Below are 14,842 nucleotides of genomic sequence, written 5' to 3'. Positions count from 1 at the left end.
TGATGACGGAGAGTCATACCGCTCCTGGTGGGACGTGCCCCGATCGTCAGACCGGGCGGATGCCGATCACCGCGTCCACGAACGACGTCGTCGAGCCGACCCGGTACCCGGCGAAGCCACGGCCCCGGGTCACCTCGGCGGCGAACTGCGGGTCCTTCTCGTACGACGTGCCCGACGTCGACGCACAACCGGCCTGGTCGACCAGTCCCTCGGCGAGACCGACAAGTGCGTAGTCGTAGAAGACGTCGTCCGAGGCCGGGACGGTGCACGCGCCGGCTACCGGACGCACCCGCTGCTTGCCCGGAGCGATCACCGGTTGCCAGCGGCCGGACCGGTAGCGGTCACCGGAGGTGAGCCGGCTCCACCGGACCCCCTCGATGCCCCACACGGCCGACTCGGTGACGCGGGCGCGGCGCAGGTCGAGCACGCTCACGCCGCGCGTGCCGAGGACGCGCAGCGACTGCCGCGGCGTGCCGACCCCGGTCACCTCCAGTGCCGTGTCCTCGTCCAGGCCGAAGACCCGCTGGTGCCGGGTGTCCGCCGCCAGCCGGATCGACCGGGCCTCCCGGCCCCGCCGCGAGAAGTGCGTGTCCAGCAGGCCGTCGGTGAAGAATCCGAAACCACCCTTGGGCAGGTACGCCAGCACGCCGGCGTCCTCGAAGTAGCCGGGCCGGGCACCGTCGCGCAGACCGGGCTCGGTGGAGCCACCGGTGATCATGTCGCGGCCGGCCATGATCTGCGCGCCCGCGCTCGTGCCGGCGACCACCGCGCCGGCGCGGAGCTTGCGCCGCACCGCCGCCAGGGCCGGCGTGTCCCGCTGGGCCTTCCCCCGGGTCATCGTGGTGACATAGCGGTACTGGTCGCCGCCGCCGAAGAAGAAGCCGGTCATCGAGTCGATCTGCCGGACCACGGCCGGGTCCTCGGCGGCGCCCGACCGGTCCAGGTCGATCGGGATCCACTGCGCGTCGGCCACGCCGTAGCTCCGGAACAGCGTGGCGTAGTAGTCGCCGTTGCAGACACTGTTGTTGCAGTCCGGGGTGGCCGCGTCCGGATCCTCTGCCGGCACCGGAGCGGCCGCGGTGAAGATGCCGATGCGGGCCTTGCCGACGCCGCCGGCCAGCCGGACGATGTCGCCGTAGACGGCAGCGTTGTCGTCGGCGAGCCCGCCGCCGACAAGGACCAGACTGCCGCCACCGGAGTGGGACGGATGGGCCGAGGCTGGTGCCGCGGCCAGCGGGACGCTCATCGCGACCGCCGTGCACACGCCGAGCCCGAGGGCCAGCAGGCGGTTCAGGGGCATGACTGCTCCTCACAGGAGACCGTGAGGGCGGGCCGAGACGAAGCGTACGACAGCGTCCCGACGCGAACAACGGGTCGCCGTCAAATCCATCGGCGACCGTAGGTTTGCCCGACCGCTGCGGGGTACCAGGGGCCACACACCCACCGACCGCAACCGGTAAGGGGCCCAGATGAGCAATCCACAGACCACCGGCGATGAGGATGTCGTCGACATCCTCATCGCCGACCACCGCGAGGTCGAGACCCTCTTCGTCGAGCTGGAGACCCGGCAGGGCACGCCCGAGTACCGCCGGCAGCTCACCGACGTGCTGATCGCCGAGCTGGTGCGGCACGCGGTGGCCGAGGAGGCGTACGTCTATCCGACGGCTCGCAAGGCACTGCCCGACGGCGACCAGATCGCCGACCACGAGATCGACGAACACGCCGACGCCGAACGGACCATGAAGGACCTGGAGTCGGTTGACCCGTCCGACCCCCGCTTCGACGAGCTGCTCGCCAACCTGACCAGCACCATCCGTCACCACGTGCAGGACGAGGAGAACGACCTCTTCCCCCGGCTGCGCGCGGCCACGGCCCGTGAGGAGCTGGTCGAGCTGGCCGGGAAGGTGACGGCGTTCAAGAAGGTGGCGCCGACCCGGCCCCACCCGAGCGCGCCGGACCGCCCGCCGGCGAACAAGCTGCTCGCCCCCGGCACCGGGCTGATCGACCGGCTGCGTGACGCACTGCGCGACCGGCCGACGTCGATGGACGAGCTACGCGAGAAGCAGCAGCGCTGACCGACGTACCGTCCGACAGGGACAATCCCGGGCCGCCGACACCTCGGCGGCCCGGGAGACGTCCGGTTCGTCAGCGGACCTGGTCACCCTCACCGGTACGCGCCTGCGCCTGATCCACGCCCTTGTCGATCTGGTCGTCGTACTTGCCGCCCGTGCGCTTGTCGGCCATGTCGCCGGCCTTCTCCATGCCCTGGTCGACCTGCTTGTCGTGCTTGTCCGCGACGTCCTTGGCCTTGTCCATGAAGTCACCCACGGCGCTCCTCCTCGGATCGTTTCCACTTGCGTTCCCTGGGCCTGTCGGCGCAAACACCGACGGTCCGGACGGGGATGGCGCGATTCGGGTGTCGGTGCATCGCCGGCCGGGTACCGACTCGCCGAGATCGAGGAGGGCCGACATGACGGCAGACGAACCCGGGGCGGACGCCGCGCCGACAACCGGCACCGCGTCCACAACCGGCACCGCGTCCACAACCGGCACCGCGTCCACAACCGGCACCGCGGCGACGACCGGTGAGACCGGTGAGACCGGCCCGCGCCAGGCGTGGGCCAGCCTGCCCTGGCTGGTCCGAAGCGCGGTGGTGTGGAGCGCCTGCCTGGTGGTGATCGTCGCCGGGCTCTATCTGCTGGGCCGGATCGCCGTCCTGCTGGCGCCACTGGCCATCGCGCTGGCCGCCACCATCTTCCTCACCGCGCTGCTCGACCCGGTGCTGCTCCGGCTGCGCCGCCTGCGCCTGCCCGCGGCACTGGCCGCGCTGCTCACCGTCCTGCTGCTGCTCGGCATCCTGGTGGGGGTCGGCGCGCTGGTGTGGAACCTGACCGCCAGCCAGTTCGACCAGCTCAGTCAGGAGCTGACCCAGGGGCTCGACCGCAGCCGTGACTTCGTCACGTCCACCCTGCCGGTCAGCGACGCCCAACTCGACAAGCTGGTCGACCAGGCCCGGGAGGGGCTCAGCGGCAGTTCTCCGGACCCGGTGGCGGGCGCCCGGACGGCCAGCGAGGTCGTCGGCTCCGCGCTGCTCGCCCTGGTGCTGCTCTTCTTCCTGCTCAAGGACGGCAGGTCGATGTGGCACTGGGTGCTGTCCCGGATGACCGGCCCGAACCGACCGGTGGTGGCCGAGGCCGGCCGGGCCGGCTGGCAGACGCTGGGCGCGTACAGCCGGGGGACCATGCTGATCGCCGCGATCGACGCGATCGGCATCGGCCTGGCCCTGGTGCTGCTGCGGGTGCCGCTGGCCCTGCCGCTGGCGCTGATCACCTTCCTCGGCGGCTTCGTACCGATCATCGGGGCTACGGTGGCCGGCGCGGTGGCGGTGCTGGTGGCGTTGGCGGCCAACGGGCCGACGACCGCCCTGCTCACCCTCGCCGCGGTGGTCGCGGTGCAGCAGATCGAGGGCAACCTGTTGGAGCCGCTGGTCATGAAGCGGCAGGTGCGCCTGCACCCGGCCGTCATCCTGGTGGCGGTCACCGCGGGCACCCTGATCGCGGGCATCGCCGGCGCCTTCGTCAGCGTTCCGATCACCGCCGTTCTCTGGCGAGTCATCGACACCGTTCAGCGCCGCCGCTCCACCACGGACGCGCCGGCACTGTCATGAGCGGCGCGGCGCGGCGGTCGTCCGGGCGAGATGGGTGGTGAACCAGGTGCCGGCGTGTTCGGCGACCTGGTCGAGCGCGCCGGGCTCCTCGAAGAGGTGGGTGGCCCCCGGCACCACCCACAGTTCGCCGACCTCCCCCAGCTCGGTGAGCGCCTGCTCGTTGAGCGTGAGCACTTCCTCGTCCAGGCCGCCGACCAGCAGCAGCGTCGGGGTACGCACCTGGGCCAGGGCGGCGCCGGCCAGGTCGGGTCGGCCGCCCCGGGAGACCACCGCCCCCACCCGGTCGGCGCGGTACGCGGCCGCGACCAGCGCGGCGGCGGCGCCCGTGCTGGCACCGAAGAGACCGATCGGCACGTCACCGGCGGGGCTCTCGACCGCCAACCAGTCGACGATCCCGGCCAGCCGGCTGGCCAACATCCCGATGTCGAACCGCAGTTCGGCGGTGCGCGTGTCCAGCTCGTCCTCGTCCGGGGTGAGCAGATCCACCAGCACGGTGGCGAGGCCGCGGTCGGTCAGCGTCCGGGCCACCGCGACGTTGCGTGGGCTGTGCCGCGAGCTACCGCTGCCGTGCGCGAACAGCACCACGCCGACCGGCCGTGGGGGCAGCATCAGATCGGCGGGAAGCTGGGCGTCCCGGATCGGAATGGTCACCGTGCTGCGCTGCTCGTCCATGCCGCACCTCCGCGTGCTCGCCTCTGGCCCGCTTACCCCACCCGCCGCGTCGCACGCGCCCCCGCGCCCGCCGCGTCGCGCGGCTTCCGGGGCGGCGTTTGCCGGGTGGGCCGCCGGGTACGCGACGACCGACCGCAGACCGTGTCGGCGCACCGGCGCCCCGACGGATCGCGAGGATCAGCATGGCCAAGCAGCAGATCTCCCGGCAGCAGCAGATGACCGAGCGCGACCAGCGTGAACAGGACGCGGAGCGCAACCAGGACTTCGGGGACCAGGCCGCCTCGGCCCGGCTGCCCGACGATCCCAAGGCGGCCGCACCCCGCGACGCGATCGGGCGGCCCTCGACCGGCGAGCCGGTCTGACGTACGCGCGTGACGGCCGGGGCGGGAGTGCTCCCGCCCCGGCCGTCACTGCTCGTGCTCGGGCAGCCGCAGCAACGGCGACCGGCCCGGTGGCTGCTCCGGCGGCGGCCCCGAGGGCTCGGCCGGCGGCACCGGCACGGTCACCGGCTCATTGCAGGTGACCCGCAGCATCTGGTCGTGGTGGCGGAGCTCCACGACGTCGTCCGGGCCACCGTGGCGCAGCGAGTACGTCGTCTGGTGCGGCCGGACGTCCACCCGCAGCGCCAGCCCGCGCCACTGAACGGAGAACTCCAGGCGGCTGAGCCGGCTGGAGAGCCGGGGCGCGAACGACAGCTCACCGTCGTGATCGCGCAGCCCGCCGAACCCGCTGACCAGGGCGAGCCACGCGCCGGCCAGCGAGGCCATGTGCACGCCGTCGCGCGTGTTCTCGTTGAGGTCGTGCAGGTCCATGAGCGCGGCCTCGCGCAGGTAGATGTGCGCCAGGTCGGGATGGCCCACCTCGGCGGCGAGCACCGACTGGGTACAGGCCGACAGCGACGAGTCGCGCACCGTCCGTCGTTCGTAGTAGAGGAAGTTGCGCACCTTCTGCTCGGGGGTGAACGCGTCCCCCCGCCAGTGCATGGCCAGGACCAGGTCAGCCTGCTTGACAACCTGTTTGCGGTACAGATCGAAGTACGGGTAGTGCAGCAGCAGCGGGTACTTCTCCGCGGGTGTGTGCGGGAAGTCCCACTCCTGCAGCCGGGTGAACCCCTCCACCTGCTGGTGCACGTCCAGCTCGTGGTCGTACGGCACGTGCATCGAGGTCGCCGCGTCCCGCCAGCTCGCCGCCTCCTCGTCGGTGACCCCGAGGTGGAACGCCTCATCCCGGTAGCGCATCACGACCTCGGCGGCGGTGAGCAAATTCCGCTGGGCCATCAGGTTGGTGTAGACGTTGTCGTTCTTCACCGCCGTGTACTCGTCGGGGCCGGTGACCCCGTCGATGTGGAACTGGCCGTGCCGGTCGTGGTGCCCGATCGAGCGCCACAGCCGGGCCGTCTCGACCAGCAACTCCAGACCGATCTCCCGCTCCATGACGGTGTCCCCGGTGACCAGCACGTACCGGCGGACCGCGTCGGCGATGTCGGCGGCGATGTGGAACGCCGCGGTGCCGGCCGGCCAGTACCCGGAGGATTCCGGCCCCTCGATGGTCCGCCAGGGAAAAGCGGCGCCCTTGAAGCCGAGCGTCTCGGCCCGTTCCCGGGCCTGCCCCAGCGTGCTGTGCCGCCACTGCAAGGCGCTGCGCACCGCGCTCGGCTGGGTGTACGTGAGCACCGGCAGGACGAACATCTCGGTGTCCCAGAAGGCGTGCCCGTCGTAACCGGGGCCGGTCAACCCCTTCGCCGAGATCGGTCGCTGCTCGGCCCGGGCGCCGGCCTGGAGCACGTGGAACAGACCGAACCGCACGGCCTGCTGGATCTCCGGATCGCCCTCGACCAGCACGTCGGCCGCGTCCCAGAACTCGTCGAGGTAGTTGCGCTGCTCCCGGTGCAGACCGTCCCAGCCGTCCAGCCGGGCCCCGGCGAGCGCCGCGCCGACCTGGTCGCGGAGCGCGGGCAGCGAACGGCGGCTGGACCAGCTGTACGTCAGGTACTTGACCACCCGCAGCTTCTCGCCGGGACGGAGCACGCAGCCGATGGTGGTGCGTACCCAGTCCTCGTACCCCTCGGACTCGATGGTGGTGTGGTCCGGGCCGTGCACCTCGTGCTCCATGGCGGCGGCCACCCGCAGCCCGGAGACCTTGGTGCGGTGAATCAGCTGCCCGCCGTCCGGTGTGGTCAGCTCCTCCTCAGCCTGCAACGGCGACTCCAGCACCGCCGCGACCCGGGGGTCCTTGCTCTGCGCCGGCAGCGACTCGTTGGCGACCAGTTCGGACTGGACGATCAGCCGCAGCGGGCCGTCGACGGCCTCCACCTCGTAGCTGATCGCGGCGACCGACCGCTGGGTGAACGACACGAGCCGGGTGCTGCGGACCTTGACCTCACGGCCGGCCGGCGAGCGCCAGTGCAGCTCCCGGTGCAGGGTGCCGGCCCGCATGTCGAGGATGCGCTCGTGCGACAGCAGCTCGCCGTAGCGGACGTCGAGCGGTTCGTCGTCGACGAGCAGCCGGATCAGCTTGCCGTTGGTGACATTGACGATGGTCTGCCCGGACTCGGGGAACCCGTAGCCGGCCTCCGCGTACGGCAGCGGACGCAGCTCGTAGAACGAGTTGAGGTAGGTGCCGGGCAGGCCGTGCGGCTCGCCCTCGTCGAGGTTGCCGCGCAGACCGACGTGGCCGTTGGAGAGCGCGAAGACCGACTCCGACTGGGCCAGCACGTCCATGTCCAGGCGGGTCTCCCGGATGTGCCAGGGCTCGACGGGATAGGCCCGTTCCCGGATCACGCGAGGCCCCGCTCGCCGGTGGGCGCCCAGCCAGCGGTGTCGCCGGCGGGGCGGGGCGCCGGCGGGTCGGCGTCGCCCGCGTCGAGCAGGTCGGCGAGATCCTTCACCACAACGTCGGCGCCGTGTGCGAGCAGTTCGTCGGCCTGTCCCACCCGGTCGACACCGATCACATACCCGAAGCCGCCGGCCCGGCCGGCGGCCACCCCGGAGAGCGCGTCCTCGAAGACGGCGGCCTGGGTGGGGTCCACACCGAGGATCCTGGCCCCGGCCAGGAAGGTGTCGGGCTGCGGCTTGCCGCGCAGCTTCTGCTCGCGGGCGACGAGCCCGTCGACCCGCGCCTCCAGAAGGGCCTCCAGCCCGGCCGCGGCGACCACCTCGCGCCCGTTGGCGCTCGCGGTGACCACCGCCCGACGCAGCCCGGCGGCGGCCGCCGCCCGCAGATAACGCACCGAACCCGGGTAGACCTCGACTCCGGAGGTGCGCAGCTGTTCCAGCAGCAGGACGTTCTTGCGGTTGCCGACACCGTTGACGGTGTCGGCGTCCGGCGGGTCGTCGGGGCTGCCCTCGGGGAGCACGATCCCCCGGGAGCCGAGGAACGACCGGACGCCGTCGGCGCGGGGCCGGCCGTCGACGTAGCGGTTGTAGTCCGGGCCGGGGTCGAACGGCTGGAAGGGTTCTCCGGTTGCCGTGGCCCGCTGCCGCAGGAACTCGTCGAACGTCTTCGTCCAGGCGGCGTTGTGCACCCGGGCGGTCTGCGTCAGCACACCGTCCAGATCGAAGAGACAGGCGGTCACATGAGCAGGTAGGCCCAGCACGGTACGAATCTAACCACCCGGCCCGGCCCGCAAACCCGTTTTCGGCCGCCCGTGGCCTCGCTCAGTTCGGCCGCAACGTCCAGATCACCGTCATCGCCGAGGTGGGCGTGCCGTCCTCGGTGGCGATCTCCACCTCGACGGCGAACTCGGGCCGCCGACCGGACTCCAGCTCGGCGATCACCTCCGGGGCGGGCCGCCCGAGCCGCGCGGCGGCCAGCACCGGCCCCCGGGCCAGCTTGCGGTAGGCGATCTCGGCCCGGACGGCGAGCGGCACGCAACGGTCGAGCAGCTGCCCGAAGGCGGCCAGCACGACCGCGCCGGAGGCCGTCTCGCCGAGAGTGAACATCGCCCCGGCGTGCGGGCCGCCGACGTGGTTGTGGGTGGCCGGCGTGTCGGGGAGTCGGACGACGGCCCGCACCCCGCCGTCCGCCTCCGGTGCCACCTCGACGAATTCGATGCCGAGCGTACGGGCGAACGGCACCGCTTCCAGGATGCCGGCCGCCACCTGGCGGGAGTCGATGGTCATAGCCCGACGTTACTTCTCGGTAACCAGGGCGGCAACCAGGGTTTTCCCCGGCTACCGATGGGTCAGAGGTTGGCGATCGTCCGCAGGATCTCCGTGTAGAAGTTGCCGTCGATGCTGCGGAAGAGCGAGAAATCCTGACCCGGGTCACCGAAGAACGGACGCAGCGTCCACGCCAACTGGGTGCCGACGAACCCGAAGAGCAGGATCCAGATGTAGAGCAGCGTCATGCTGGCCGGCCGCTGCGTCGGCTCGCCGCGCCGGGCCGGCGGGGTGGCCCACGGACGCTGCGCCGCCGGGTAGCCGGGCGGCATCATGCCGGGCGGGAACGAGCCGGGGGCCGGCTGTCCGCCCCACTGGGCCGGGACGTGGGCCGGGACGTGCGCCGGGGTCTGCACCGTCGGCGTCGCGGCGGGCGTGCCACCGTTCGCGGCCGACCCCGCCACCGCTGCTCCCGCCGACACGGCGACCGGCTCGGCACCCGCATCGGCGGACGAGGCCGCACCGGCGGGCACGCTGGCCGGCACCGAACCGGCGGGCACGCCAGCCGGCACCGCCGGCGCTTGGGCGTTGATCTGGCCCGCGGCCCCGGCCGTGGCCACCGCCGGGGCGAGCAGGCCGTGGTCGTTGAGCACCTGCATCCCGCCGGTCAGAAAGCGCAGCCCGACCAGCGCCGACAGCGTCAGGATGGCGACGTTGAGCAGCTTGAAGAAGCCGTAGTCGGGCGCGGTGATCAGGAAGAAGAGGCTGATCGGTGCGAACGCCACCGCGAGCATCGACGTGACCGTGATCGCGACCATCACCAGCGCCAGCGACTGGCGCACCGACAGCCGGGCGCCGAACACCAGGTTGAACAGGTAGAGCGTGGGCAGGCAGATGGCCAGCGTGACCAGGAACAGCAGCGGCAGCTTCAGCGCGGACGTGAGCGCCATCAGCGGGCTGTGGAACGCCCCGAGCACCGCGCCGTAGCAGGCGAGCGCGATGGCGGAGCTGGCCAGCATCCGCCCGGTCAGCGCGTTGAGGTCGCCCTCGGCCACGATCTGCTGCCAGATGCCCTGCCGGTCGCGCAGGATGCGCTCGATGACGAGCGGGCTGGGACGGTCACCCGACACGGGTGCACCCCTTTCGGTGTGTCACATAGTGGACTAGGTGGGCAGACGGTAGGACACCGGACGGACCTCCCGCCACCCCGCTACGGCGTGGCGTCACCGCCAACCCACGTCGATCCGGGCCCCGCGCTCGTCGAAGAAGTGCAGCGCGTCCATCCGAACCGACACGGCGAGCGGATGACCGGCGGTGACCGCCGGGTACGGCGCCAGCCGCACCGCCAACTCGGCCGGGCGACGGTGGTGCCGGCCCGGGTCGGGGAGGACGCTGGTCCGCGTGGCGCCGTTCGAGACCTCCTGGGGCTCCACCGGCTTGCCGGTGAGCCGCTGCATCACCGCACCGAACCGGCGCAGTCCTCGCTGGCCAACGGGCGGCGGGTCCAGAGGCGCGCCCATCTCGTCCACGACGATCGCGGTCGCCCCGATGTCGAGGAACGCCAGCGATTCGTGCCCGTGGTGCTCCAGGTAGCGGATCCGGCCGCGCAGCACGTCACCGGGGCTGTCCGGGGCGACCGGGGTGAGCGCCTCGGCCCGCATCCCGACCACGATCCGCTCGCCGTGGTAATGCGCCACCGCCCGGCTGCGGATGTCGTTCCACGGCAGGTAGAGCGACTGGTCACCGAGGTTGAGCGTGACGTACCGGTCGAGGTGGACGTAGACCGACGCCTCCAGCAGGTTCATCCGGGGGCTGCCCAGGAAGGCGGCCACGTAGAGCGTCGCCGGGCGGCCGTACACCTGGGTGGGTGTGCCCACGTCCTGGAGCACGCCGCGGCGCATGATCGCCACCCGGTCGGCCATGGTCAGCGCCTCGGCCTGGTCGTGGGTGACGTAGACGGTGGTGACGCCCAGCTCCCGGGTCAGCCCGGAGATCTCCGCGCGCAGCTCGGCGCGCAGCCCACTGTCCAGGTTCGACAGCGGCTCGTCCATCAGGAACAGCCCCGGTCGTCGGACGATTGCGCGGCCCATGGCGACCCGCTGGCGCTGGCCGCCGGAGAGCTGGCCCGGCTTGCGGGCGAGCACGTCGCTGATGCCCAGGGCACTCGCGACGTCGGTGACCCGCTCACCGCGCGGCTCCGGTTCGACACCGGCCAGCCGCAGCGGAAAGGCGATGTTGTCGCCAACGGTCATGTGCGGATAGAGCGCGAAGTCCTGGAAGACCATCGCGATCTTGCGGTCGCGTGGCGGCAGGTCGTTGGCCAGTTCCCCGTCCAGCAGCACCGCGCCCTGCGTCGGGTCCTCCAGACCGGCGATCATGCGCAGCACTGTGGACTTGCCGCAGCCGGATGGCCCCAGCAACACCATGAACTCGCCGTCGTTCACGTCCAGATTTATGCTGTCGACGGCCAACGTGCCGTCCTTGAAAACTTTGGTCACATCTTTGAGCGCGACGGTGCTCACCGTCACCTCCCCCAGGTCGTCGGCCGAACCCCCACAAGACTGTGACCAGGATCATTCGATTCGCACATCGGGTAAACGTCTCGTGTTCGGCCCATGACGCCGCTATTACGCCGGGACGAGGTGTCGTTGCGGTCAGCAGCCCGCCGACGGTTCGGGCTGTTCGCCGAGGAACACCCGGCGCACCACCCGCTCGGCCGCCTGCCCGTCGTCCAGGCGGCAGAACCGGCCCCGGAAGTGCTGGCGGGCCTTGTGCGCGGCGTCCGAGCGCACCGCGTCCGTGCGGAACAGGTCGAGCAGGTCGGCGAACGTGGTGGCCACAGCCCCCGGTGGCTCCGCGGTAACGTCGAAGTAGACACCCCGGGCCAGGCGGTACGCCTCCCAGTCCGGTGTGTAGAGCACGATGGGCCGGTCCAGCACCGCATAGTCGAACATCGCCGAGGAGTAGTCGGTGACCAGCACGTCGGCGACGAGGTAGAGGTCCTCCACCCGCTGGTAGCCGCTGACGTCGCGCACCCGCTGGAAGTCCAGCGGCCAGCCGGGCCGGCGCTCCCGGTCGTGGAAGTAGTGGCTGCGCATCAGCAGCCGTCCCGAGTCACCGAGCGCGGCGACGAACCGGTCCGGGTCGAAGGGCGGCCGGTAGCCGGGCAGGTGCTCGCGGTGCGTCGGGGCGTACAGGACCACCTGCTCGTCGGGCCCGAGGCGGAACTCCGCGCGGAGCCGGCGTACCTCGTCCGGACTGGCCGTGACCAGCCGGTCGTTGCGCGGATAGCCCACCTCCAGCGTCGTGTAGGTGGCCGGATAGGCCCGGTCCCACATCTGGGTGGAGAAGCTGTTGGCGCTGACGCTGTAGTCCCAGCGGTCCACCCGGCGCAGCAGGCCGGCGAAGTCCATCCGGCCCGCGCCGACCGGGTAGCGCTGCTGGTCGAGCCCCATCACCTTGACCGGGGTGCCGTGGTGGGTCTGCACGTGCACCTGCTCCGGCCGCTTGCGCACGAAGTCCGGGTAGTTGACGTTGTTGACCAACCACCGGGCCCGCGCGAGGACCCGGTAGTACGCCGGGGTGCCGGCGACGACGTACTCCACCCCGGCCGGGACATCGTCCACCCGGTCGCGGCGCACGATCCACACGCCCCGCACCTCGGGGGCCAGCCGGCGGGCCGCCTCGTAGATCGCGGCCGGGTTGCAGGAGTACCCGCGGTACCAGTAGGCCGCGTACACCGCGAGCGTCGGGTCCACCGGCCGGCGCAGCTCCGCCCGGTAGTACTCGTGCAGCAGCCCGTCGCGGGTCAGCCGCGCGCCACGCCGGGCCACCGGCCCGACCCGACGACGGGCGGTACGCGCCTGCCTCCGGGCCGTGTCGCGGGCCCGGCTGGCGGCCCGCAACGCACTGAACGTCCGCCACCGGCCGGCCGCCACCAGCCGGTGCTTGACTCCCTCGACGCCCTCCGGCACGGGATACCCGCCCTCCGGCAGCCACCGCGCGTAGTCGGCGGTGATCTGCGCGAAGAACGCCGGCCGCAGTTCCGGGGCGATCCGCTGACCGTTGCCCAGCACGGTCAGGTAGTGCCAGATCATCCGTTCGAAGACCGCCGGCCGCAGCGCGTCCACCGCCGGTGACCAGGCGTCCATCAGGTGGAAGACCCGGTGCCACTGCGGGAACACCTCGAAGTGCCGGTCCCCTCTGGTCTTCGTGATCGCGCCGGCACGGCGCTGCCGGTAGTTGACGCAGACCCGATCCAGTACGCCGATCCGCTGCGCCGCCATCAGCACCGGGTAGCTGAACGAGACGTCCTCGTACCAGCCGTCCGAGAAGCGCAACCCCAGCTCGACCAGAAACTCGCGGCGGACCAGCCGGTTCCAGGCGGTGTGCAGCAGCCGCATCGCCTCCGGCCGGTCCCGCAGCCGAAAGGTGGCCGCCCCGGGCGACTCCGGGAACACCTCGGCCATCGCGCTGCGGGTGGCGGTGTCGTTCCAGTGCGTCCGGACGTGGTCCACCAGCAGCACGTCCGGCCGGGTCGCGCGCAGTCGCTCGGCCACCTCCCGCAGGCAGTCCGGCGCCAGCCAGTCGTCCCCGTCGAGAAACCACACGTACTCGCCGACGGCCTGGTCCAGCCCGATGTTGCGGGCTGGACCGAGGCCGACGTTCTCCGACAGTCGGACCGACCGGACCCGCTGGTCGCGGGCCGCGTACTCGTCGATGATCTCGCCGCTGGCGTCGGGCGAGCAGTCGTCGACGGCGATCACCTCGAGGTCGGTCACCGGCTGGCCGAGGACCGAGTCCAGGCACTCGCGCAGATATCCCTGCACCCGGAAGGCCGGCACCACGAAACTGATCAGGGTCATCCGGCCGTCCCTCCGTCAGCGCGGCGCGACACCTCCCGCGCCCACCGGCGCGGCCGACGCCCGCGCGCTACGGGCCGGCCGGACGAACCAGGCCAGGACGACGCTCGCCACGAAAACCACGAGAAGGTACGCACCGAGTGTAGCCATGGCGATACTCACGATGCCGACAATCGCCGCGAGGGCCAGCAGCACCGAACGTCCGTCCCAGCCCAGCGTGGCGACGTGCAGCGGCGGCGCCGTCTGCCGCTTCTCCAGTCGCGCCGTCAGGTCGTAGTGGTGCACGGTGAGCACGAAGACGTAGCCGAAGATCAGCCAGCCCGGCGCGTCGCCGACCACCCCGACGGCGATCGCGAACAGGTACTCGGCGGCCCGCAGCGCCGCCGGCACCAGCCAGTCCAGCGGGCCGTTGTGCGCGGCCCCGGCGCCGAGGCCACCGGCCAGCAGCACCAGCAACGCCACCGGCACCGCCCACCGCAGCCCTGCCGGCGAGTCGCCCAGCAGGGCGACGACAAGCAGCACCGCCGGCCCGAGCGCGGCGATCACCGCCAGGGTGAGCGGCCCCATCGGGCGGACCACCGGCAGCCGGCGGGCCAGCGGGCCGTCGTCGCGGTGCAGGGTCGCGTCGACCGTGTCCAGCACCGGCACCCACATCCAGCGGGCCCGCAACGTGCGCAACGCCCCGGTGTACGCGAACGCCAACCCACCCCAGACCAGCACCGCGATGAGGCTGACCAACGGATTGAACAGCGCCACGGTCAGCGCGATCAGCGCCCACCGCTCACCGATCGGGAACACCACGGTCCGCTTCAGCCAGTACGACAGCGAGCCCGTGTCCGCCTGCACCCGCGTCGACGCGGCGTTCAGCCGGTCACCGATACCGCCGCTGGCTCCCGCCGCCGTCCGGGGCCGGCGTGCCGCCTCGTCGTGCAGCACCCCGTACCAGGTGTCGGTCATGTGCCGGACGGTCTGCAACGTCATCGCGGCGATCGCCAACGCCCAGCCGTTGCCCAGCCCGGCGTGACTGACTCCAAAGCCCAGGCCGGCGTAGACCAGGTACTCCTTCGCCCGGTCGGCCATCGTGTCCAGCCAGCCGCCCCACGCGCTGAAGTGCCGGGTGTAGCGGGCCAGCTGACCGTCCACGCAGTCCAGCACGAAGCCGAGGTAGAGCAGCACCGCGCCGCCGACCAGCGCGGGTCGCCCGCCGACCCCGAACAGCACGGCGGCGGCCAGCGCGAACAGCACCGAGATGACCGTGACCCCGGTCGGGGTGAGCCGCAGCCGGGCCGCGAGCCGGACCACGTACGGCGACCAGGTGCTGACGAAGTACGTGGAGAAGAAGTCGTCCCGCTCCTTCACCGACAGCCGCAGCTCGGCGCGGTCCTCGTCGACCGCCGTCACCGCCGCCTCGGCGGCGACCAGCCCGGCCGGGTCCTCGACCCGGTGCGCGACGAGGAGGCGTACCCGCTGGGCGAAGATCAGGGTGCCGAGCGCCGCGAGACCCGCGACGAGCCGGTCCACGGCGGGCCCGGGCTCGCCGT

At 72.0% G+C, this 14,842-nt stretch carries 13 protein-coding genes; 3 read left to right on the top strand and 10 right to left on the bottom strand.

Going from position 1 to position 14,842, the window contains the following annotated elements:
• Nucleotides 1-46 precede the first annotated feature (46 nt).
• Nucleotides 47-1,300, bottom strand: a complete 1,254-nt coding sequence (locus ABZU46_RS26425) for a cyanophycinase (protein WP_354861964.1) — start codon at nt 1,298-1,300, stop codon at nt 47-49.
• A 169-nt stretch (nt 1,301-1,469) separates the two neighbouring features.
• Here ABZU46_RS26425 and ABZU46_RS26420 point away from each other — a divergent pair, with 169 nt between their 5' ends.
• Nucleotides 1,470-2,075 carry a hemerythrin domain-containing protein gene (locus ABZU46_RS26420; RefSeq protein ID WP_354861962.1) on the top strand — a complete coding sequence of 202 codons (606 nt, stop codon included), beginning with the start codon at nt 1,470-1,472 and terminating at the stop codon, nt 2,073-2,075.
• 70 nt (nt 2,076-2,145) lie between these two features.
• Here the strand turns inward: ABZU46_RS26420 and ABZU46_RS26415 are convergent, their stop codons facing one another.
• A complete protein-coding gene (locus tag ABZU46_RS26415; protein ID WP_007454882.1) occupies nt 2,146-2,328 on the bottom strand; it encodes an antitoxin in 183 nt (60 codons plus the stop codon).
• Nucleotides 2,329-2,470: 142 nt separating this feature from the next.
• On the opposite strand from ABZU46_RS26415, the gene ABZU46_RS26410 reads away from it, so the two are divergent.
• Nucleotides 2,471-3,667, top strand: coding sequence for an AI-2E family transporter (locus ABZU46_RS26410; RefSeq protein WP_354861960.1), 1,197 nt, complete (start codon nt 2,471-2,473; stop codon nt 3,665-3,667).
• On the opposite strand, the gene ABZU46_RS26405 is transcribed toward ABZU46_RS26410, so the two are convergent.
• Entirely contained in the window at nt 3,662-4,339 is a 678-nt protein-coding gene (locus ABZU46_RS26405; protein ID WP_354861958.1) for a dienelactone hydrolase family protein, read from the bottom strand. The genes ABZU46_RS26410 and ABZU46_RS26405 overlap by 6 nt on opposite strands.
• 182 nt (nt 4,340-4,521) lie before the next feature.
• Here ABZU46_RS26405 and ABZU46_RS26400 point away from each other — a divergent pair, with 182 nt between their 5' ends.
• A complete protein-coding gene (locus tag ABZU46_RS26400; RefSeq protein WP_354861957.1) occupies nt 4,522-4,701 on the top strand; it encodes a hypothetical protein in 180 nt (59 codons plus the stop codon).
• A 45-nt stretch (nt 4,702-4,746) separates the two neighbouring features.
• Here ABZU46_RS26400 and ABZU46_RS26395 read toward each other — a convergent pair whose 3' ends face one another.
• The 7 genes from ABZU46_RS26395 to ABZU46_RS26365 form a co-directional block, all read right to left on the bottom strand.
• Nucleotides 4,747-7,119 carry a glycoside hydrolase family 65 protein gene (locus ABZU46_RS26395; protein WP_354861955.1) on the bottom strand — a complete coding sequence of 791 codons (2,373 nt, stop codon included), beginning with the start codon at nt 7,117-7,119 and terminating at the stop codon, nt 4,747-4,749.
• Nucleotides 7,116-7,934 (bottom strand): beta-phosphoglucomutase family hydrolase, encoded by an 819-nt coding sequence (locus ABZU46_RS26390; RefSeq protein ID WP_354861953.1) that lies wholly within the window; start codon nt 7,932-7,934, stop codon nt 7,116-7,118. The genes ABZU46_RS26395 and ABZU46_RS26390 overlap by 4 nt, the downstream gene beginning before the upstream one ends.
• Nucleotides 7,935-7,995: 61 nt before the next feature.
• Nucleotides 7,996-8,460 (bottom strand): DUF4442 domain-containing protein, encoded by a 465-nt coding sequence (locus ABZU46_RS26385; RefSeq protein WP_354861951.1) that lies wholly within the window; start codon nt 8,458-8,460, stop codon nt 7,996-7,998.
• A 62-nt stretch (nt 8,461-8,522) separates the two neighbouring features.
• The gene (locus ABZU46_RS26380; RefSeq protein ID WP_354861950.1) at nt 8,523-9,569 is read right to left on the bottom strand and encodes a hypothetical protein; all 1,047 of its coding nucleotides are present in this window, start codon (nt 9,567-9,569) and stop codon (nt 8,523-8,525) included.
• 93 nt (nt 9,570-9,662) lie between these two features.
• Nucleotides 9,663-10,961 carry an ABC transporter ATP-binding protein gene (locus ABZU46_RS26375; protein ID WP_354861948.1) on the bottom strand — a complete coding sequence of 433 codons (1,299 nt, stop codon included), beginning with the start codon at nt 10,959-10,961 and terminating at the stop codon, nt 9,663-9,665.
• 132 nt (nt 10,962-11,093) lie between these two features.
• Nucleotides 11,094-13,304: a bifunctional glycosyltransferase family 2 protein/CDP-glycerol:glycerophosphate glycerophosphotransferase gene (locus tag ABZU46_RS26370; protein ID WP_354861946.1), complete on the bottom strand. Its 2,211-nt coding sequence runs from the start codon at nt 13,302-13,304 to the stop codon at nt 11,094-11,096.
• Between the two features lie 15 nt (nt 13,305-13,319).
• Nucleotides 13,320-14,842: DUF5941 domain-containing protein (locus ABZU46_RS26365; RefSeq protein ID WP_354861944.1), on the bottom strand; the 1,523-nt coding region annotated here is incomplete at its 5' end.

The organism is Micromonospora sp. NPDC005197, from assembly GCF_040608295.1.
Lineage (GTDB): Bacteria > Actinomycetota > Actinomycetes > Mycobacteriales > Micromonosporaceae > Micromonospora.
The sequence above is the reverse complement of the archived record's forward strand: the minus strand, read 5'-3'. Positions and strand labels throughout refer to the sequence as shown.

What these genes read in the sequence shown, in the direction of transcription:
- ABZU46_RS26425 (WP_354861964.1), bottom strand. Translation starts at nt 1,300, where the DNA reads ATGCCCCTGAACCGCCTGCTGGCCCTCGGGCTCGGCGTGTGCACGGCG.
- ABZU46_RS26420 (WP_354861962.1), top strand. Translation starts at nt 1,470, where the DNA reads ATGAGCAATCCACAGACCACCGGCGATGAGGATGTCGTCGACATCCTC.
- ABZU46_RS26410 (WP_354861960.1), top strand. Translation starts at nt 2,471, where the DNA reads ATGACGGCAGACGAACCCGGGGCGGACGCCGCGCCGACAACCGGCACC.
- ABZU46_RS26405 (WP_354861958.1), bottom strand. Translation starts at nt 4,339, where the DNA reads ATGGACGAGCAGCGCAGCACGGTGACCATTCCGATCCGGGACGCCCAG.
- ABZU46_RS26400 (WP_354861957.1), top strand. Translation starts at nt 4,522, where the DNA reads ATGGCCAAGCAGCAGATCTCCCGGCAGCAGCAGATGACCGAGCGCGAC.
- ABZU46_RS26385 (WP_354861951.1), bottom strand. Translation starts at nt 8,460, where the DNA reads ATGACCATCGACTCCCGCCAGGTGGCGGCCGGCATCCTGGAAGCGGTG.
- ABZU46_RS26370 (WP_354861946.1), bottom strand. Translation starts at nt 13,304, where the DNA reads ATGACCCTGATCAGTTTCGTGGTGCCGGCCTTCCGGGTGCAGGGATAT.